Consider the following 18506-nt stretch of genomic DNA (forward strand, 5'->3'; position numbering starts at 1 on the left):
CTCGCTGATCGTTTTTGATGGTATGCGCTGATTCAGGGTTTTCTTCGGGAAGGTGGCGGCCGGCGCGGGTCACTCGTGCCCCGCTCCTGGCGAACCCGCCACACCCGATCGGGTTACGTGACCGGGAGGCCTGCGCCGTCCGGACCGGTCCCGGGGTGCGGTTTCCACCGGCGGAGACGAGGATGAAGGCATGATCGCCATCGCTCCCTGCCTCGATGCCCTCCGATGGGCAGCGGCCCTCATGTGTTGATGCCCGGTGACGGCGGCCGCGGACCGGCGGCCGTTCCGGGTGCGGACGGCCCGGCGGTACAGGCCCTGCCGCCCGCGGAGGTCTTCGTCGCCCTCGGCTCCTCACCCCGGGGGCTCGCCCTGGGGACCGCGCGGACGAGGCGGGAACGGTTCGGCCCCAACGAGTTGCCGCATGCCCGGCGGCGGGGGGCGTGGCGGCGGCTCCTCGCGCAGTTCACGGATCTGTTCGCGGTCGTGCTGCTCATCGCGTCGGCCATCACCTTTCTGGCCTACGGACTGGAGCACCCCCATGATGTGGGCACGCTGCAACTGGCCGCGGCGATCCTCGGCGTGGTGGTGCTGAACGCGGCGATCGGCTTCGGCCAGGAGTACTCCGCGGAGCGCACGGCCGAGTCGCTGCGGGCGATGGTGCCGCACACCAGTCGTGTCCTGCGCGACGGAGAGCGAGTGGAGGTGCCCGCTCGTGATCTGGTTCCGGGGGACGTCGTGGCCCTGGAGGCCGGGGACGCGGTGTCGGCGGACTGCCGACTGGTGGAGACACACGAGGTCACGGTGAACAACGCTGCCCTGACCGGGGAGAGCGATCCGGTCGGCCGATCGGGTGAACCGGTGGCGGCCCGCCTCGTGCTCGAGGCCCGCAACTGCGTCTTCATGGGCACCGATGTCGTGACGGGTTCCGCGAAGGCCGTGGTGTTCGCCACGGGCGCGGCAACGGAGTTCGGGCGCATCTTCCGGCTCGCCGCGGCGGCGCCGCGGCAGCGGACCCCCCTTCAGCTCCAGGTCGCTTCGATGGCCCGCCGGGTGGCGGGGGCGGCGCTCGCGATCGGGGCGGCGCTCTTCGCGGTGCGCCTGCCCACCGGGCAGGGGCTCGTCTCCTCGTTCGTCTTCGCGCTCGGAGTGATGGTGGCACTCGTCCCCGAGGGACTGCCCGCCACCTTGTCCGTCTCGCTGGCCATCGGCGTACGGCGCATGGCACGCCGGCACGCGCTCATCAAACAGCTGCTGGCGGTCGAGACTCTCGGATCCACCACCGTGGTGTGCACGGACAAGACGGGCACGCTGACCCGGGCGGAGATGACCGTCGCCCAGGTGTGGGCCGGCGGAGTGGCGCACACCGTCTCCGGGGTGGGGTACGCCCCGGTGGGGACTGTTTCCGACCCCGAGGCGGTGCTGGCCGTTCTCCGGGCGGCCGCGCTGTGCTGCAACGCGCGGCTGGTCCCGCCGTCCGGGCGGGAGGGCTGGCGTGTCCTGGGGGACACCACCGAGGGGGCGTTGCTGGTCGCGGCGGCGAAGGCGGGCCTCGACGTGGAAGCGGAGGAGGCCGCGGCCCCCCGGGTGGCGGAGTATCCCTTCGACTCGGTCCGCAAGTTGATGAGCACGGTGAACAGTGACCCGGAGGGCGGCGGCTACCGGGCGTTCGTCAAAGGCGCTCCGCAGGAACTGCTCGCGCGCTGTGACACCGCCGACTGGAGAGGCGAACGGCTGCCACTGACGGACGAACTGCGCGCGGCGGTGATCGCCGCGAACGACGAACTGGCCTCCCGGGGGCTGCGGGTGCTGGGGGTGGCATGGCGTCCGGTGACCGATCGCCGCCCGGCCCAGTACGACGTCGAATCGGGGCTCTCCCTCCTGGGCCTGGTCGGCATGCTCGACCCGCCGCGCCCGGAGGTCAGCGAAGCGGTCGAGGCATGCGGGCGGGCCGGTATCCGGATCGTCATGGTCACGGGGGACCATCCGCTGACCGCGGAGGCGGTCGCCCGCCTGGTGGGGATCGTCCGGCGGCCCGCCCCCACCGTCATCACGGGCGCCGGGCTGGACGCACTCGACGCTCCGGCTCTGGACAAACTGCTCACCGAGTCGGGTGAGCTGCTGTTGTGCCGGGTGAGCCCTGAGCACAAAATGCGGGTGGTCACCGCACTGCAGGGACGCGGCGAGGTCGTAGCGGTCACCGGGGACGGCGCCAATGACGCCCCCGCCCTCAAACATGCGGACATCGGCGTCGCGATGGGCGTATCCGGTACCGATGTCGCCCGGGAAGCCGCGGTGATGGTGCTGCTCGACGATTCGTTCGCCTCCATCGCCACAGCGGTGAGACTCGGCCGCTCGGTCTACCAGAACATCCGTAAGTTCCTGATCTACCTCTTCAGCCACAACATCGCCGAACTCGTCCCGATCCTCGCCGCCACCTTCGCGGGGTTTCCGCTGGTCCCGATCAGCGCCGTGCAGATCCTGGCGATCGACCTCGGTTCCGACGTGCTGCCGGCCCTCGCGCTCGGGGCCGAGCCGCCGGAGCCCGATGTGATGGACCGGCCGCCCCGATCCCGGCGGGAGCGGCTGTTCTCGGGCGCCGTCGTGGGTCGGATCCTGTTCCTCGGCGGTATTCAGGCACTCGGCGTGTGCGCGGTGTTCTTCTGGCACATTCACGCCTCCGGAATTCCTTACGCGGACTTCACCAAGGACAACCCCGTCTACCGGGAGGCGATCACCATGGTCCAGGCCGGAATCGTGGTCAGCCAGTTCTTCAACGCCCTGGCGGTGCGCACCGAGCAGCAGAGCGTCATCCGGATCGGGTTGCTGTCCAACCCGTGGCTGCTGGCCGCCGGATGCGTCTCCCTCGGGCTGATGGCGGCGATCAGCTACCTCCCCGCGCTTCAGGCCGTCTTCAACACCGCTCCGCTGGATCCGTCCGACTGGGCGGTGCTGGCGGGATTCGGAGTGCTGCTCCTGGGCGCCGAGGAGACCCGCAAGGGGTGGGTACGGCGCCGCGTCGCCCGGAACCCGGAGGGAAGTACACGATGAGAGTGATCATCGCGGGGTGCGGGCGGGCGGGATCCAGGCTCGCCGTCGACCTCGTCGCCGAAGGCCATGATGTGCGGCTCATCGACCGCTCGCCCCGGGCCAGAAAGCTGCTGCCCGACGGCTTCCCCGGTCAGTTCCACGAAGGCAACGGATACAACCGGGCGGTTCTGGAAGCCACCGGAATCCAGCACGCCGACGCGTTCGTCGCCGTCACCTCGGGAGACAACAGCAATATCGTCAGCGCCCGGACGGCCAAGGAGACCTACCGGGTCCCGGTCGTCCTAGCCCGCATCTACGACCCCCGCAGTGCCGACATCTACCGCGACCTGGGCATCCCCACCATCGCCAGCGTGCGCTGGACGGTGTATGAGATCCACCGGATGCTGCTGCACCGCCATCTCACACCTGAGATCACCTTCGGCAACGGGGAGACGGTGCTGGTCCGCAGCCTGCTTCCGGCCTACCTCACGGGGCGGCGCCTGACCGAGTTCGACGTCGACGGAGAGATCCGCGTCGTGGAGGTCACCCGGGCCGGCCGTTCACGCGTGCCCGCCCACGACACCCCGGCGGAATCCGGCGACCTGGTCACCTTCGCCGTCGCCGCCACCGCGCTCGGTCGGCTGCGGGCCTTCCTGGACAAGGAGCTGGGTACGTGAAAGCCCTCATCGCCGGCGCCGGCCGGCTCGGCACCCAGATCGCCCGGGTGCTCGCCGCCGCAAGGAACGAGGTCACCCTCGTCGACGTCGACGAGGACCGGATTGCCGAGCTCCGGGGACGCGTTCCGGTGCGCCTGGTGGCCGGGGACGCCTGTGACCCGGCCTTCCTGGAACACGCGGGCGCGCTCACCGCCGATCTGATGATCGCCGCCACCGGCAGGGACGAGGACAATCTCGTCATCAGCCTGCTCGCCAAACGCCAGTTCCAGGTGGAGCGCGTCGCCGCCCGCGTCAACGACGTGGACAACGCCTGGCTGTTCGACCGGCGGTGGGGCGTGGATGTGGCCGTCCCCGCCGCCACACCGCTGATCTCCCTCATTGAAGAAGCCACCGGGGCCACCGACACCGTCGCTCTTCTCCGGCTCAGCAAAGCGGGCGTCAACGTGATCGAGACCACCATCACCGACCGGTCCCGGGCCGTCGGCCGTGCCCTCGCCGATATCGGTCTCCCCGCCGGTTCGGTCATCGCCACCGTCGTCCGCGGCGGCCGGCCCACCGTCCCGGCCGCCGGGATGAGGCTGCGGCCGGGTGACGAACTCCTGGTGGTCTCACACACCGCGACCGAGCAGGAAATCCACGCCGCCTTCCAGTGACGGGCACGGTCGTTCGAGCCCCGAGACGACCGTCACCCGCCGTCGCCGATTGTCCTGGCCGCCCACCGACGCCATACCGGGTGCGAACGAGGGATGCGTCGGTGAGCGACGCAGCGCAAGTGCCCTGCCCCCCCGGCGGGTACTCGGTCGGTTCTGCAGCCTGCGGCGGATCGCGTCTCGTGGCTCACAGCTGTACCTCCTGGCCTGTGAACCACCCAGCGTCCTCAAGAACCCGGCGGGCGTCCTCCGCAGTCAGGAGTAATGGTGACGTCGGGTATTAGAAACCTCTGAATTCCTATCATGATCAAGGCTTTCGATCTTGCTCTGGGAGGTAAGGGCTGAAGTGGTCGGCGGCGCTCTCGGCAATCGCAGCGGCGTCGCGGGAACCGTCGATTGTGATCACGCGGATGCCGAGCTGATGGGCGGTGCGGACGGCGTCCTCGGCGACGAGTCGGTCCCGGGCCAGTCGGTTGGCCTGTGCTCGGGCCGGGTCGCTGACGCGGTGCCCGAGCGAGGTGGCTCGGGGTAGTTCACGGACCTGCTGGTGGCGGAACTCGGGGGTGGGCACCATGACGATCATCCGGCGCGGTGAGTCGATGATGTGTGCGACGAGTTCGGGCCGGAGCCCCCAGCCTTCGGCGATGACTGGGCGGCCGGACACGAGTGCGCGCAGGTCGTCGAGGGCCCATTGGAACCGGTCTGGGAAGCCTGCCAGGGTCTGGGAGGCCATCTCTTCGGGGGTGGTGTGGACCCACACCTTGTCCATGTCGGGCTCGGTGGCGGGCTCGCCGAGAGCGACGCGGCGGGCGATCCGGCGATCGTTGTGACCGCGGGCGTCGTGATAGTCGTAGTGATACACGGTGACGCCGTATTGAACGGCCAGCAGCCGGGCGACGGTCGATTTACCGGCCCACTGGCCGCCTCCAATCCACAGTGCGCGGTGCAAAGTCCCGAATGGGTCCCAGACTTCGCTGTCGTTATGACTGGTCATCTGGTGTCCTCCTGCGTTGGAATTGCGGCGGCTGATTTCGGCGGCGTAGGTGGCCCGGTCGCCTCCCTGCTTGTTCGGCTGCGGCCGCCATGTCGCCCTTCGAGGTCGCCCGGTCCGCGACCTGGAGCCTTGGATCGGGGACCGGGCGCGGTCTGCCGAAATCCGTCCCGCCGTGGTCGGAGCGGTCGGCCCCCACCGAACCGGACGTGCAACGCTAATTGCATCCGGCTCTCCAGTGCCTTTTCTTTCTCAGGTGGGGCCGACGTGATCCCATGTTTCGGTCTGGTTTGTCGCACCTTTGACGCCGGGAAACGGTGCCACCCGGTGGAAAACGCTCGACAGGTCGATGGGAACGATCAGTCGGAACGCGTTGGCGGGCGCCACCGAGGTTCGCCGCTGAACTGTGATCGGAACAGTGTTGTCGGCTGAGCTGATGAGGAGCGGTCTCGCCTGGGCCACCACTGCGCCTCCCTGGGGCTCGGTCGCACCCTTTGCCGTGATCGGTTTCTTGCCGGACATCTATGTTCTCCTGTCTTGGTGATGTGTATTCACTGCGAAGCATGAACGAACATGAAATGTTTCGAATGGGAAGCAATGAGATTCATGGTGTGAGTGACCCGACCGTCGGCCTGAACATCGAGTGCCTGCTGCACCTCCTGACGGCGGTCAGCAGCCTGCGGCAGTACGCGGTGAACGGGCACCTGCGTGCGGCGCCGGGACACTTCAACCGTGGCTTCGAGGTAGGGACAGGCCTGCATTCCGGTTGGCCCTTCCCTCGCCGAATCCGGGACCGTTCGACGAACGGTTTGGGTTCCGTGCCGTGTCGCCTCCGGTGAATGACAGCAGGTCGGTGGTTGCGCTCAGATCGACTTGAGCACCCGGACCCGATCGGCGATGGCACGCCGCGCGACGTCGGAGTTGAAGGCGATGGAGTCGAACTCGTGCGGAACGCCGGGGTGAAGGTGGAATTCCACCGGCACGCCGGCGCGGCTGAGCTTGGTCGCGTAGGCGGTGTCCTCGTCGCGGAAGACGTCGAGTTGGCCGACCTCGATGTAGGCCGGCGGCAGGCCGGTCGCGTCCTCGAGACGGGCGGGAGCTGCCGTGGGCGGGACGCCGGAGCCGCCGACGGCCTCGCCGAGCAGTGCCGGCCATGCGGTGAGGCTGTCGTCGTAGGACCACAGTACGTAGGGCTCGATGTGGGGGTCGGGCGTGGTGGTGCGGTCGTCGAGCATCGGCATGAGCAGGATCTGCTGGGCGATCCGCGGGCCGCCGCGCTCGCGGGCGAGGATCGTCAGGGCCGCTGCCATGCCGCCTCCGGCGCTGTCGCCCATCACACCGATGCGGTTGGCGTCGACGCCCAGCTCGGCGGCGTGTTCGTGCAGCCAGCGCAGTGCGGCGTAGGCGTCTTCGAGCGGTGTCGGGAAGGGGTGCTCGGGGGCGCGGCGGTACTCGACCGACAGCATCGGCACGCCGCTGGAGGACACGTAGCGGGAGACCGGGCCGTCGAAGAGGTCGATGTGGCCGAAGATGTATCCGCCGCCGTGGAAGAACAGCACGGCCGGGCCGGGCTCGGCGCCGTCCTTGACGTACCAGCGCATTTTCATGTGCGTGCCGTCGTCTGCGGTCGCGTAGTGCTCGCGGGTCGTCACGTCGGCCGGGATCGGCTGCGCGGCTCCCGCGGCGCCGATGATCGGTTCCCACATGGCGCGGCGGCCCGCGATGTCGCCCACCGCCGGCGGCTTGGCCTCGGCCATCGCGCCGGCCATCGGGGCCAGCGCCTCGGCGATCTCGGGATCCAGGGACAATGTCATGGTCGTTTCCTTTCGAGGCTGGCCGGTCGGTGTCAGGCGGCGGGCGCGACGATGACGACCTTGCCGTGCAGCTCGCCCGTGGCGGCTCGGGCGTGGACTGCCGACAACTGCGCCAGCGGCACTCGCTGCGCGACGTCGACGCGCAGCTCGCCGGAGTCGATCAGTGCCACCAGCCGCGACAGCTGGTCGGCGTCGCTGCGGACGAATAGGTCGATGCCGCGCACGCCGCGCTGCTCGTCGCTGGGTGCGGGCATCCACACCGCGGTGTTCACCAGCACTCCACCGGGAGCGGTCAGGGCGGGCAGCGCGGCCAGCTGCGCCGGGTCGATCGGCGCGAGGTTGAGCACGACGTCGACCGGCTCGGTCACCGCCTCGGTCACCTCGGTGGTGGTGTGATCGACGACCTCGTCGGCACCCGCCGTCTCGACCTGCTGGCTGCTGCGCGGGCCGGCCGTGGCTATCACGTACGCGCCGGCGTTCTTGGCCAGCTGCACGGCGTAGCCGCCGACCGCTCCGCCCGCGCCGTTGACCAGCACACGCTGTCCCGCCGTCAGCTTCGCGTGATCGAACAGCGCCTGCCACGCGGTGAGACCCACCAACGGCAGCGCGGCGGCATCGGGAAGCGGGACGCTCGTGGGCGCCGGCGTCAGAATCCCGGCCGGAGCCACCACGTACTCCGCGGCCGCGCCATCGCCCGCCATCGGCAGGAAGCCGACGACCCGGTCGCCGATCTCGAGGTCGGCCACGCCCTCACCCAGCGCTTCGACCGTACCGGAGACGTCGATGCCGGGAGTGTGCGGCAGCGTCACCGGGATGGGACCCTGCATGAAGCCCCCGCGGATGTTGCCGTCGACGCCGTTGAACGATGTCGCGGCGACCCGCACCAGAACCTGCCCGACGCCGGGGACGGGCTGCTCGATGTCCTCGTAACGCAGGACGCTCGGTGCGCCATACTCGTGGAAACGCACTGCCTTCATGGGAAACCCTCGTCTTTCGATATACGTGAGGTGCTTCGCTTTCGAAGCACTCTCAGGCCATGCTTTGCTTCACTTTCGAAGCGACGACTTCGATGTATGAGCCCACCGACAGCCGGCGAGGCCTGGGCGCCTACGGCTACCAGGAACCGGAGCTCTTCGTGGCTCGGTGAGCCGGACACGGGGGAGAGGAGCAACAGCTCCTGGCCCGGCTCGGGATCCACCAGCCACTGGCAGTACGACCATCGCCTGAACCAGAACCCGGATGAAGGCCGTACTTATCCACGGACAAGTTGTCCGTGGCAAACCATGCGATGCAGGAGAGACGATCCGCTTTTCGTCACAGAGCACCAGAGGTTCCTGACGCTTGCGGCATCGACCTGCAGTGCGTCGAGAGCGGCCGTGAATGCGCTGAGCTATCAGATGCGCCCGGCGGGGCGGGGCGGGGCGGACAGGAAGGGGAGCAGCTCGCGGGCAAAGGCATCGGGACGTTCCTCGGGCACGAAGTGGCCACTGCCCGGAACCACCGCACCGGTCAGGTGCGGCGCGGCCGTGTCCAGACTGTCGGCGAGTCGGGCGCCTGTGCTGTGCTCGCCGCCGACGGCGAGTACGGGCATGGGAAGGGTTCCTCCGGTTTCGTGCCACGCCCGGTTGACGCGGCCGTCCTCAAGGAGGGTGCGGTAGTGCGCGAAGCCGGCGCGCAGTGCCTCGTATCCGCGGTAGGAGGAGGCGACGGTGGCGACCTCTTCCGGCGGGAAGGCTCCGGGTACCGCGGACAACCAGTCGAACCACCAGGTAAGAAAGTCGCTCTCCCGACCTTCGAGGAGCAGCTCGGGCAGTTCCTCGGTCATGAAGAGGCCGAAGTGGAACAGACCGCCGGATGTCACGTCCATCGCCTGCTCCAAGCCGAGGCCGGGTATGGCGAGTTCGACGAGGACGAGGAGTTCGACCTCCTCGGGGTGGCGACGGGCGTAGGCGAAGGCCACCATGCCACCGATGTCGTGCCCGACGACGCGCACACCGCCATGGATGCCGAGCTGTGCGAGGAGCTCACGCATGTCCTCTGCCTGCGTGTCCTTGTCGTATCCGCTCGGGGGACGGTCAGAGGCACCCATGCCGCGCAGGTCGGGCGCGACGACGCGGTAACCGTGCGCGGCGAGTGCCGGCATGAGGTGCCGCCACACCCGCCACGTCTGGGGCCAGCCGTGCAGAAGAAGTACGGGTGCACCGGACCCGCCGACCACGGCATGCAGCCGGGTGCCGTTCGCCGTGACAGTGATGCTCTCGAATCCGTCGGGGAGGGGCGTTTCGTCGCTCATGGGATCACCTGGGGCTGGGTCGAAGAGAAGGACCAGAGATTTCTGGCCGTGAGGGCCGGCGGAGCCGGCGGCGAGCTCGACCGGTATCTGGTCGGGGGAGGGGATGCGGGCTCCGGCGCGCTCGACGAGGCAGCGGATGCGGGCATCGTTGGGTGGTCGGCGTTCTCGAGGGCGGGGCGGACAGGGGCGGTTCACCGTGCCGTCCTCGTGGCCGGTGGGCAGGAAGTCGCTGCCCTGGGAAAGGAAGGACTCTGACAGGTACGGCCGGTGCCGTTGTGTGAGGGATGCTGTGCCCGGCCCGAGGGCACGGAGTGGTCAGGTCTTCCGTGCGAGGGCTTCGCGGACCGCGGGTACGACTTCGGCGGCAAACGCGCGAATCTGTCGGGTGTGGTCTCGTTCGGGCCAGATGACGAAACCGTTCATCCCGACGGTGCGCACGAGCGCGACAAGGTGCTCGGCCCACTGGGCGGCGGGCCCCTGGAACGGGCCGGCCGACCCCGGTTGGATGACACCGGCGATGTTGTAGACCCGGCGGATCGTATCCGGATCGCGGCCCGCCGCCAGAGCCGCGTCGTCGATGCGGCGGACAGCCGTGGGCAGTGCGTCGAGTCCGAGGTAGGCATGCGAGGGAAGCCAGCCGTCCGCCTTCGCGCCGGTCAGAGCCAGCATGCGGGGCCCGTACGAGCCCAGCCACAGCCCCAGACCGGGGGTCGGCGCCGGACCGGGGTGGACGCCGGCCAGCGAGTAGTGCGCGCCGTGTGTCCGCACACTGCGCTCGCCACTCCACATGGCCCGGATGACGGTGATCGCCTCTTCAAGTGCGTCGACGGCCTCCTTTGGCGTGCGACGGGAGCCGCCCATGGCCTGGATGGCTTCCCAGAAAGCGCCGGCACCCAGGCCGAGCTGGACCCGGGAGCCGGTCAGTCTGTCCAAGGTCGCCACAGCTTTCGCCAGCACCGCCGGCGGACGCAACGGCAGGGAACTGACCGCCGGGACGAGCGTGACGTGCCGCGTCCGCGCGGCCAGGAAGGTGAGCAGTGTCCAGGTGTCGTCGAACGCCGCTTGATACGGGTGGTCCTGGATGGTGAGAAGGTCAAGGCCGAGACTGTCAATGACTAGTGCCTGCTCACCGGAGCGGCCGACGGGGAAGGCGTTCGGCTCTACGTTCGCGCCGAACAGAACAGGGAGCGGCATGAAAGTCTCCTGAGCAACCGGCGCTTGCTTGACGTCGGCCGCGGTGGTCGGGAGCGGGAAAGGAAACGGACCCGCCGTCGCCTCGGAGGCAGTGCCTTCGAGACCGGGCGGTAGCCAGGGTGACGGCGGTTCCGGCACGGGCGCTCGGGTCCGCGAGCTGTTCAGCGCGGCGGGCCGAGGATGGCGCTGCCGTAGAGTTCGGATGCTTCCGCCAGGAGGGACTTGGGGATCTCGAAGCCGTCGGGGCGTGGGGTGGTGAGGTCGCGTCCGGCGTGGCGGAACATGCCCTCGATGCCGCCGGGTGTGGCGATCATCAGGAGGTCGGCGCGGTCGGAGGTGATGCGGTAGGCGTGGGGGACGTTGCGGGGCAGGTAGACGATCCCGCCTTCGCGCAGTTCGTGTTCCTCCTCGCCGGACCACACCAGGGCCGTGCCCTTGATCAGCATGAACACCTCGTCCTCGCGGGTGTGCACGTGGAACGGGGGCGCTTCGCCCCGGGCGACGTCGAAGCGGCCCACGGTCAGTTTGCCCTCGGTGGCTTCCTTGTCGAGCAGCACGGAGAACGTTCCCCCGTCGAGCCATTCCAGCTTCTGCTGCTGCTCGGACTGCGCCAGATAGGCCATCGTCATGAGAAGTCCATTCTTCGAGTTCGGCGGGTAAACCAGTCCTGCCCGCCCTTCGTAGGCGGGCCATGGGCATCGGCGAGTGTCCGGTGGATCAGGCGCCCGGGGTGCGGCGCCCCCAGGCGGACCGGCGACCTGGGCGAACGACTCGTCCAGGAAGGAGTTGAAGTCGACGGCACGTTCGATGACCGGCTGGTCACCGATGGCCTCCACCAGCTCCGGGTACAGCGGGCCGGCCGGCTTGCTCGACTGGCCGTTGGTTACGACCAGACCGCTGTCGTACCACTTCGCCGTCTTCGCCAGGCCCACGAGTTGTTGATGTGTTCGGTGAGGTTGTGGGATCGCAGAAGGTTCGCGAAACCGACTGCGTAGTCGACGAGGACGACGGTGGTGTTGGCGGGGGTGAGGGGCTCAGGGGTCATGACAGGGCTTCTTTCTGATCAAAGAGGAGGACAGCGACGCGTTGATCGCGCAGCGCTGGGCAGGTGCCGTAACGCACTGGTGACCGCTTGGTCACTAACGTGAGGCACGCCGACTCGGGGCTAATGCCCTCAGTGGCGGCAGCGACCTCGTGGCCCTACTCCGTGCCGTGGCTGCGGAGGAGGAGACTGCCAAGCGACTGTTCGCCGCCATGCAGGAGGACAGCGTCGAGATGTACCGGCATGTCCTCACCGACCCCGAGTTGGAGGAGCGCGTCGCCTCGGTGGGCGCCTACCGCATCGGCGTGACGACGCACCGTCATAAGCTGCGGGACAGCGTGTCGGGTGCCCGGAAGCCGGGGCTGGGCGGGCCTACTTGCCTGACGGGGTTTGGTGGCCGTGGTCCTTGACCGATTGCTCGATTGCGTATGCGGTCTTGGTGAATGTCTCGATCTGCTCCGCCGTCAGGCCCTGTACGGAAAGCTTCTCCAGGGTCCGCCACATGTCCGCGATGGGCTCGCGCAGGGCGCGTCCGGCATCGGTGAGGTGGACGACCATGACGCGCCGGTCGTGTCCGGCCGGTTCTCGGGTGAGGAGGCCGGCGTCCTGCATGCGGCGCAGTGACTTGGAGACGGTGGAGTGGTCGAGGCCGACGCTGTCCAGCAGTTCGGACTGAGTCTGACCGTCGCGGTCGAAGAGCTGCATGAGCAGCAGCTCCTGTCCCGGGTGCAGGTTCATGGCGCGGAGCATGGCGGCGGCATGGCCGCGGTGGGCGCGGGCGAGTTGGAAGATGGCGTAGCTGAGACGGCCGTCGCGCGCCGTGCTGGGGGGCCTGGAGGCGGGGTCGGTCATCGCTTCTCCTCAGGCGTCGTGGTGGGCGGGGTAGTCGGTGTACCCGGTTGCGCCGCCGCTGTAGAAGGTGGCCGGGTCGGGCGTGTTCAGCGGCCCTCCGGAGCGTACCCGCTCGACCAGGTCGGGGTTGGCCAGCGCGAGTGCGCCGACGGTGACGATGTCGGCGCGGCCGTCGGCGACGTCCTTGGCACGCGCGGCCAGGTCGGCACCCGCGCGGTTCAGGACCAGCGTGCCCGGCCACAGCGGGCGCAGGGTGTCCAGCAGTTGCTCATCGCCGGCGTGGACCAGATGGAGGTAGGCCAGATCCAGCGGTGCGAGGGCGCGCACCAGCGCCGGGTACAGCTCGTGCGTGTCGTCCTCGCGGATGTCGTTGTACGGGTTGCCGGGGGACAGGCGGATGCCGGTGCGGCCGGCGCCGATCTCGTCGGCGACGGCCGCGGCGACCTCGACGGCGAAGCGGATGCGGCCCTCGACCGGACCGCCGTAACGGTCGGTGCGCTCGTTGGCGTTGGAGGAGAGGAACTGGTGGAGGAGGTAGCCGTTGGCGCCGTGGATCTCCACGCCGTCCGCGCCGGCCGCGACCGCGTCCGCCGCGGCGCGGCGGAAATCCTCGACCGTCGCGGCGATCTCCTCGGTGGACAGCGCCCGGGGCTGCGGCATCTCCTGCGGTCCGGACGCGGTGAACATCATGCCCGCCGGGCGCACCGGGGAGGCTGCCACCGGCTGCCGCCCGTGCGGGGTGTTGTCGGGGTGGGCGATCCGCCCGACGTGCATCAGCTGCACGACGATGCGTCCGCCGGCGGCGTGCACGGCGTCGGTGACCTTCCGCCACCCGACGACCTGCTCCTCGGTGTGGACGCCGGGGGTGAGCAGATAGCCCTGCCCGTCGGCGGACGGCTGGGTGCCCTCGGTGATGATGAGCGCGTTCGATGCGCGCTGGGCGTAGTACTCGGCGTTCAGCTCGGTGGGCACACCTTCTGCGGTGCTGCGGCTGCGTGTCATCGGGGCCATGGCCAGCCGGTGCGGCAACCGGATGTCTCCGGCGCGGGTGGGCTGCCACAGGGGGTTCAGGTCGGTGGTGGGCATGAGCGCTCTCTTCGGTGCGGGAGGGATTGGGAGGGTGCGGTCGGAACGCACGACGGGTGCGGACACGGGCTGACCGGCTGGTTGCAGGCGGCCGTCCGGGGCCGGCCCCGCAGGGGCGAGGGCCGGCTCCTGCGGGAGGAGGTCAGTCGACGGTGAGGACGAGCTTTCCGCGGCCGTGGCCGGCGTCGCTGGTCTGCTGGGCCTTGGCCGCGTCGGCGAGGGGGTAGGTCGCGCCGACCGTGACCACCAGTGCGCCGTCTGCGGCCTGCTGGGCGAGTTCGCCCAGCCGGGCGGCCGAGCGCCGCGCCGGGCCCTCGGCGAAGACGACGCCAAGTTCGCGGGCCCGGAAGTCGGCGGTGGTGACGATCCGGTCGGCGCCGCCGCGCAAGGTGATGGAGTCCTCCAGTGCCCCCTTGCCCGCTGCGTCGAGCACGGCGTCTACGCCCTTCGGGGCGACCGCGCGGACCCGCTCGACCAGGTCTTCTCCGTAGACCAGCGCGGTGGCGCCGAGCGAGGTGACGTACTCCTGGTTGGCCGGGCCAGCGGTGCCGATGACGCGGGCCCCGCGGGCGACGGCGAGCTGGACGGCGACAGTGCCGAGGGCGCCGGACGCACCGTGGATCAACAGGGTTTCGCCGGGCTTGACGTCGAGCAGGTCCAGGACCCGGTCGGCACCGTCACTCGCCACCGGCAGCGCGGCCGCGTGCGTCCAGTCCAGACCGGCCGGCTTGGGGGCGAGGACGGCCGCGTCGGCCAGCGCGTACTGGGCGTAGGCGCCGGTGTCGGACCAGCCCAGCACCTCGTCGCCCACCTTCAGCCGGTCGACACCTTCGCCGAGGGCGTCGACGACCCCGGCGATCTCCCCGCCGGGGACGGCGGGCAGTGTGGTGGGGAAGATGGCCTCCATGATCCCGGAGCGGATCTTTCCGTCCACCGGGTTGACGCCTATGGCACGGACACGGACACGGACCTGACCGGGCCCGGGCTGGGGCACCTCGATCTCCGCCTCGTGCAGGACCTCGGTGCCGCCGAACGAGTCGAAAACGATGGCCTTCATGACTGTTGTCTCCTTCGATGGGTTGAGCTGGCGGCACTGATTGAGTGGCTGGCCACATAAAACGTAGCACCGATTATGTGGCTAGCCAAGTATCTGGATGGTTGCGTGCCCGATGTGGATCTGCGGAGCCCCGGGCCGCCTGCCCGAGATGGCCTCTCGGGCAACGAGGGCGACTTCGGTGGCGAGATTCCGGATCTGCTGGTCCTGCTTGCCTTCGGGGCGGATGGCCATGCTGGTTCCGTACGTGAGTCGGTCAGCCGGCCGAGGGCCGCCGCGTCCTCGGGTTCAGCGCGGCGGGCCGAGGATGGCGCCGCCGTAGAGTTCGGATGCTTCCGCCAGGGGGGACTTGGGGATCTCGAAGCCGTCGGGGGGTGGGGTGGTGAGGTCGCGTCCGGCGTGGCGGAACATGCCCTCGATGCCGCCGGGTGTGGCGATCATCAGGAGGTCGGCGCGGTCGGAGGTGATGCGGTAGGCGTGGGGGACGTTGCGGGGCAGGTAGACGATCCCGCCTTCGCGCAGTTCGTGTTCCTCCTCGCCGGACCACACCAGGGCGGTGCCCTTGATCAGCATGAACACCTCGTCCTCGCGGGTGTGCAGGTGGAACGGGGGTGCTTCGCCCCGGGCGACGTCGAAGCGGCCCACGGTCAGTTTGCCCTCGGTGGCTTCCTTGTCGAGCAGCACGGAGAACGTTCCCCCGTCGAGCCATTCGAGCTTCTGCTGCTGCTCGGACTCGGGGTCCAGAGCGTCATGTGATTCTCATTCCCGTTCGAAGAACCCTTGGGTCATGATTCGCCGTATATGCGAAGCGGCAACTTGGTTGTGTGGGCCGACCGACCGCCGACGAGGCCTAAGTGCCCACGGCTGCCAGGAGTTGGAGTTTTTCGTAGTTCGTTGAGCCGGGCGTGGCGGAGAAGACCAGCAGTTCCTGGGCCTGGTCGGGGTCCACCAGTCGCTGGCAGTACAACTCCAGCTCGCCCAGCTCACGATGCCGGTAGAGCTTGAGGTCGAGATGGTGGGTGACGTCGACCTCGTGCAATGGCCAGAGGTCCGCGAACTCGGGGCTGACCTCCAGCAGTGCCGCGACGATCTCGCCGGCCCTGCCCGTAGGGTCCGCCGTGTACGCGGCCCAGATGCCCACGGTAAAGATCCTGCCCCGCAGGGCGTGGTCCTCGACGGGATAGAAGTCGCGTTGCGCCGGGTCGGTGAACCAGCGGTAGACCAGGTAGCGGGACAGTCCGCTGAACCGGGTGTAATCGCCCAGCAGGGCGACCGCCGGACGGGTCTGCAGCAGCGCCTCACCGAACCGGGACATCACCAACGCGGGCGTGTCCGAAAGCCGCTCCACGATGCGCATCATGGTGGGGCTCACGTGATCCTCACGCAGGACCCGCCGCGGCGCAGGGTGCCCGCCGAGGTCGAAGAGGTAGTCACGCTCACTCAGACTGAGATGCAGCCCTCGGGCGAGCGCGGCGAGCACATGCTCGGACGGCATCGCACCACGCTGCTGCTCGATCCGGCTGTAGTAATCGACCGACACACCAGCCAGCGCGGCCACCTCCTCACGCCTCAGCCCGCCGGTACGACGCCGGGAGCCACGAGGCAGCCCCACGTCCTCCGGTTGCAGCACCTCCCGGCGCGCCCGGAGAAAGTCGGCCAACAACGCCCGGTCCATCTCCACCTCCCGTGTTCGACTGATCAAGCATCGCGTGAACCACAACCCGGATGAAGGCCGTACTTATCCACGGACAAGTTGTCCGTGACAAACCACGCGATGGGGAAGGACCAGTCGCTTGTCGTCACACAACGCCGGATATTCGTTGCACGTCACCGAAGGGTGGCAAGTCCGCGAAGTGCCTATGAAATGCCTCGACCGGCGCGCGGACGGTGGGCAGCAAGACGATCGAGGCCGCAATGCACGTGCTCATCGATGGTCCGGGCGTCTCGGTGAGCTGACTTCAGGGTTTACTGAGTCGCCGTAGTGCTCGGCCAGCGGGCTGAGCCTCCCGGCGTCGCGACATGGCCACCAGTGACCCGGTCCGCCTCGCCCAGCAGCCGCCGCATCTCGATCGGATGTGCCACACCAGCGCGTTCAGCCAGCGACCAGCCATTCGTGCGCTCCAGGGGCGCGATCAGAGCCCGGCCATGTACTCCAACACCCGGTCCCGCGGCTCGGACCGGGCAGACCTCGGAGCGGACCGTGAGTGCGACCCCGCCGACACCTCGCGCGGGAGCCGGCTTGACGACACACATCAAGACCCACAGGCACCAGGACACTCGATCACACCTGATCCCATGACTGTGATTGCAGTACTAAGCGTCGACGGCGGACAGGAGTTGGAGCTTCTCGTAGCTCGTTGAGCCGGGCGTGGCGGAGAAGACCAGCAGTTCCTGGGCCTGGTCGGGGTCCACCAGTCGCTGGCAGTACAACTCCAGCTCGCCCAGCTCACGATGCCGGTAGAGCTTGAGGTCGAGATGGTGGGTGACGTCCACCTCGTGCAACCGCCAGACCTCGGCGAATTCCGGGCTGACCTCGAGCAGCGCTGCCACGATCTCGCTAGCCCTCCCCTGAGGTTCCGCCGTGTACGCCGCCCGGAGATCCACGGTGAAGACCCTGCCCCGCAGGGCGTGGTCCTCGACGGGATAGAGGTCGCGTTGCGCCGGGTCGGTGAACCAGCGGTAGACCAGGTAGCGGGACAGTCCGCTGAACCGGGTGTAATCGCCCAGCAGGGCGACCGCCGGACGGGTCTGCAGCAGCGCCTCACCGAACCGGGACATCACCAACGCGGGCGTGTCTGAAAGCCGCTCCACGATGCGCATCATGGTGGGGCTCACGTGATCCTCACGCAGGACCCGCCGCGGCGCAGGGTGCCCGCCGAGGTCGAAGAGGTAGTCACGCTCACTCAGACTGAGATGCAGGCCTCGGGCGAGCGCGGCGAGCACATGCTCGGACGGCATCGCACCACGCTGCTGCTCGATCCGGCTGTAGTAATCGACCGACACACCAGCCAGCGCGGCCACCTCCTCACGCCTCAGCCCGCCGGTACGACGCCGGGAGCCACGAGGCAGCCCCACGTCCTCCGGTTGCAGCACCTCCCGGCGCGCCCGGAGAAAGTCGGCCAGCAGTGCCCGATCCATCTCAGCCTCCGCATGCCGAAGAACGTCCGGTCGGCGAGCTCGACCCTATCGGAGCGCAGCCACCTTGAGGCTGCGCCTGCCCAGCACACGGAAGGATGTCGCGGATGACCCGCGAGGGCAGGCCCGCGCTGAGGAGGTCCCGGATGAAAGCCTGCTGCACGGCCTCCGGGACGTACTCCCGGTAGGCGTTGGCACGCCGACGACTCTGGAGCAGGCCTTGTTCCTCGTAGTGTCGCAGCGAACGGGGGCTCACTCCAGTGGCCCTGCCGAGTCCCCCGATCCGCACGACGAGCCTCCAAGGTTGACACTCACATTAACGTCACATTTTAGCTTTTGAGTCATGACAACCGCAGCACAGATGAAGGGACTCACGGCCGTTGTGACGGGCGCCACAACAGGCATCGGAGCCGAAATCGCCAACCAGCCGGCAGCGCATGGTGCAAACCTGGTGCTCGTGGCCCGTAGCGCCGAACACCTCGAGCAGTCAGCAGCGCAATTGCACGCACGGCACGGTGTCGACGCCCTCGACCTGCCGCTCGACCTGTCGGGCCGGGGGTCCCGCACAGCCTCGCCCAGCAACTCGACCAGGCTGGAGCGCGCGTCGATGGCCGGAGCCTTGGGCTACCACTCCACCGACCCCGATCGCGGGGCCCGCCTGTGCTTCCATCTCAAGCCCGGCAGCTACGAC

The 18506-nt window shown here is 69.0% G+C and carries 20 protein-coding genes and 1 pseudogene; 6 read left to right on the plus strand and 15 right to left on the minus strand.

Going from position 1 to position 18506, the window contains the following annotated elements:
• The first annotated feature begins 249 nt into the window (after nt 1-249).
• The 3 genes from ACFYOY_RS47125 to ACFYOY_RS47135 are packed head-to-tail and all read left to right on the plus strand — an operon-like array spanning nt 250 to nt 4357.
• The gene (locus tag ACFYOY_RS47125; protein WP_388594174.1) at nt 250-3048 is read left to right on the plus strand and encodes a cation-translocating P-type ATPase; all 2799 of its coding nucleotides are present in this window, start codon (nt 250-252) and stop codon (nt 3046-3048) included.
• Nucleotides 3045-3704: a TrkA family potassium uptake protein gene (locus ACFYOY_RS47130; protein ID WP_351904981.1), complete on the plus strand. Its 660-nt coding sequence runs from the start codon at nt 3045-3047 to the stop codon at nt 3702-3704. Before ACFYOY_RS47125 ends, ACFYOY_RS47130 begins: the two co-directional genes overlap by 4 nt.
• On the plus strand, nt 3701-4357 hold the full coding sequence (locus ACFYOY_RS47135) for a TrkA family potassium uptake protein (RefSeq protein WP_351904978.1): 657 nt from the start codon (nt 3701-3703) through the stop codon (nt 4355-4357). The genes ACFYOY_RS47130 and ACFYOY_RS47135 overlap by 4 nt, the downstream gene beginning before the upstream one ends.
• Nucleotides 4358-4661: 304 nt before the next feature.
• Here the strand turns inward: ACFYOY_RS47135 and ACFYOY_RS47140 are convergent, their stop codons facing one another.
• Nucleotides 4662-5348 carry a hypothetical protein gene (locus tag ACFYOY_RS47140; protein ID WP_351904975.1) on the minus strand — a complete coding sequence of 229 codons (687 nt, stop codon included), beginning with the start codon at nt 5346-5348 and terminating at the stop codon, nt 4662-4664.
• Nucleotides 5349-5597: 249 nt separating this feature from the next.
• On the minus strand, nt 5598-5867 hold the full coding sequence (locus ACFYOY_RS47145; RefSeq protein ID WP_351904972.1) for a hypothetical protein: 270 nt from the start codon (nt 5865-5867) through the stop codon (nt 5598-5600).
• Between the two features lie 41 nt (nt 5868-5908).
• Here ACFYOY_RS47145 and ACFYOY_RS47150 point away from each other — a divergent pair, with 41 nt between their 5' ends.
• Nucleotides 5909-6184 (plus strand): hypothetical protein, encoded by a 276-nt coding sequence (locus ACFYOY_RS47150; protein ID WP_351904969.1) that lies wholly within the window; start codon nt 5909-5911, stop codon nt 6182-6184.
• A 24-nt stretch (nt 6185-6208) separates the two neighbouring features.
• Here ACFYOY_RS47150 and ACFYOY_RS47155 read toward each other — a convergent pair whose 3' ends face one another.
• The 5 genes from ACFYOY_RS47155 to ACFYOY_RS47175 form a co-directional block, all read right to left on the minus strand.
• Nucleotides 6209-7159 (minus strand): alpha/beta hydrolase, encoded by a 951-nt coding sequence (locus ACFYOY_RS47155; RefSeq protein WP_351904966.1) that lies wholly within the window; start codon nt 7157-7159, stop codon nt 6209-6211.
• A 32-nt stretch (nt 7160-7191) separates the two neighbouring features.
• Nucleotides 7192-8136, minus strand: coding sequence for an NADP-dependent oxidoreductase (locus ACFYOY_RS47160; protein ID WP_351904963.1), 945 nt, complete (start codon nt 8134-8136; stop codon nt 7192-7194).
• 416 nt (nt 8137-8552) lie between these two features.
• Nucleotides 8553-9452 carry an alpha/beta fold hydrolase gene (locus tag ACFYOY_RS47165; protein WP_388594178.1) on the minus strand — a complete coding sequence of 300 codons (900 nt, stop codon included), beginning with the start codon at nt 9450-9452 and terminating at the stop codon, nt 8553-8555.
• A 315-nt stretch (nt 9453-9767) separates the two neighbouring features.
• Nucleotides 9768-10784, minus strand: a complete 1017-nt coding sequence (locus ACFYOY_RS47170) for an LLM class flavin-dependent oxidoreductase (protein WP_351904954.1) — start codon at nt 10782-10784, stop codon at nt 9768-9770.
• Nucleotides 10785-10807: 23 nt separating this feature from the next.
• Nucleotides 10808-11578, minus strand: a complete 771-nt coding sequence (locus ACFYOY_RS47175) for a cupin domain-containing protein (protein ID WP_388594180.1) — start codon at nt 11576-11578, stop codon at nt 10808-10810.
• Nucleotides 11579-11834: 256 nt separating this feature from the next.
• On the opposite strand from ACFYOY_RS47175, the pseudogene ACFYOY_RS47180 reads away from it, so the two are divergent.
• Nucleotides 11835-12098, plus strand: a pseudogene (locus tag ACFYOY_RS47180) (hypothetical protein); the annotation flags it as partial.
• Here ACFYOY_RS47180 and ACFYOY_RS47185 read toward each other — a convergent pair.
• The 8 genes from ACFYOY_RS47185 to ACFYOY_RS47220 all read right to left on the minus strand — a co-directional run bounded on the left by ACFYOY_RS47185 (nt 12061) and on the right by ACFYOY_RS47220 (nt 18104).
• Nucleotides 12061-12540, minus strand: a complete 480-nt coding sequence (locus ACFYOY_RS47185) for a MarR family transcriptional regulator (RefSeq protein WP_351906603.1) — start codon at nt 12538-12540, stop codon at nt 12061-12063. The pseudogene ACFYOY_RS47180 and the gene ACFYOY_RS47185 overlap by 38 nt on opposite strands.
• Nucleotides 12541-12549: 9 nt before the next feature.
• Nucleotides 12550-13626, minus strand: coding sequence for an alkene reductase (locus tag ACFYOY_RS47190; RefSeq protein WP_388594182.1), 1077 nt, complete (start codon nt 13624-13626; stop codon nt 12550-12552).
• Between the two features lie 142 nt (nt 13627-13768).
• Nucleotides 13769-14683: an NADP-dependent oxidoreductase gene (locus ACFYOY_RS47195; protein ID WP_388594184.1), complete on the minus strand. Its 915-nt coding sequence runs from the start codon at nt 14681-14683 to the stop codon at nt 13769-13771.
• An 81-nt stretch (nt 14684-14764) separates the two neighbouring features.
• Nucleotides 14765-14914: a hypothetical protein gene (locus ACFYOY_RS47200; RefSeq protein ID WP_351906597.1), complete on the minus strand. Its 150-nt coding sequence runs from the start codon at nt 14912-14914 to the stop codon at nt 14765-14767.
• A gap of 54 nt (nt 14915-14968) precedes the next feature.
• Entirely contained in the window at nt 14969-15364 is a 396-nt protein-coding gene (locus ACFYOY_RS47205; protein ID WP_388594187.1) for a cupin domain-containing protein, read from the minus strand.
• A gap of 166 nt (nt 15365-15530) precedes the next feature.
• Nucleotides 15531-16355 carry a helix-turn-helix domain-containing protein gene (locus ACFYOY_RS47210; protein WP_388594189.1) on the minus strand — a complete coding sequence of 275 codons (825 nt, stop codon included), beginning with the start codon at nt 16353-16355 and terminating at the stop codon, nt 15531-15533.
• Nucleotides 16356-16993: 638 nt separating this feature from the next.
• Nucleotides 16994-17818, minus strand: a complete 825-nt coding sequence (locus ACFYOY_RS47215) for a helix-turn-helix domain-containing protein (protein ID WP_388594191.1) — start codon at nt 17816-17818, stop codon at nt 16994-16996.
• A gap of 1 nt (nt 17819) precedes the next feature.
• Nucleotides 17820-18104, minus strand: coding sequence for a MerR family transcriptional regulator (locus ACFYOY_RS47220; protein ID WP_351906633.1), 285 nt, complete (start codon nt 18102-18104; stop codon nt 17820-17822).
• Between the two features lie 54 nt (nt 18105-18158).
• Between ACFYOY_RS47220 and ACFYOY_RS47225 the strand changes: the two genes are divergently transcribed.
• Nucleotides 18159-18506, plus strand: a 348-nt coding sequence (locus ACFYOY_RS47225) for an SDR family NAD(P)-dependent oxidoreductase (RefSeq protein ID WP_388594193.1), incomplete at its 3' end; no start/stop codon positions are given.

It is taken from the genome of Streptomyces sp. NPDC007875 (assembly GCF_042868035.1).
GTDB lineage: Bacteria > Actinomycetota > Actinomycetes > Streptomycetales > Streptomycetaceae > Streptomyces > Streptomyces antimycoticus.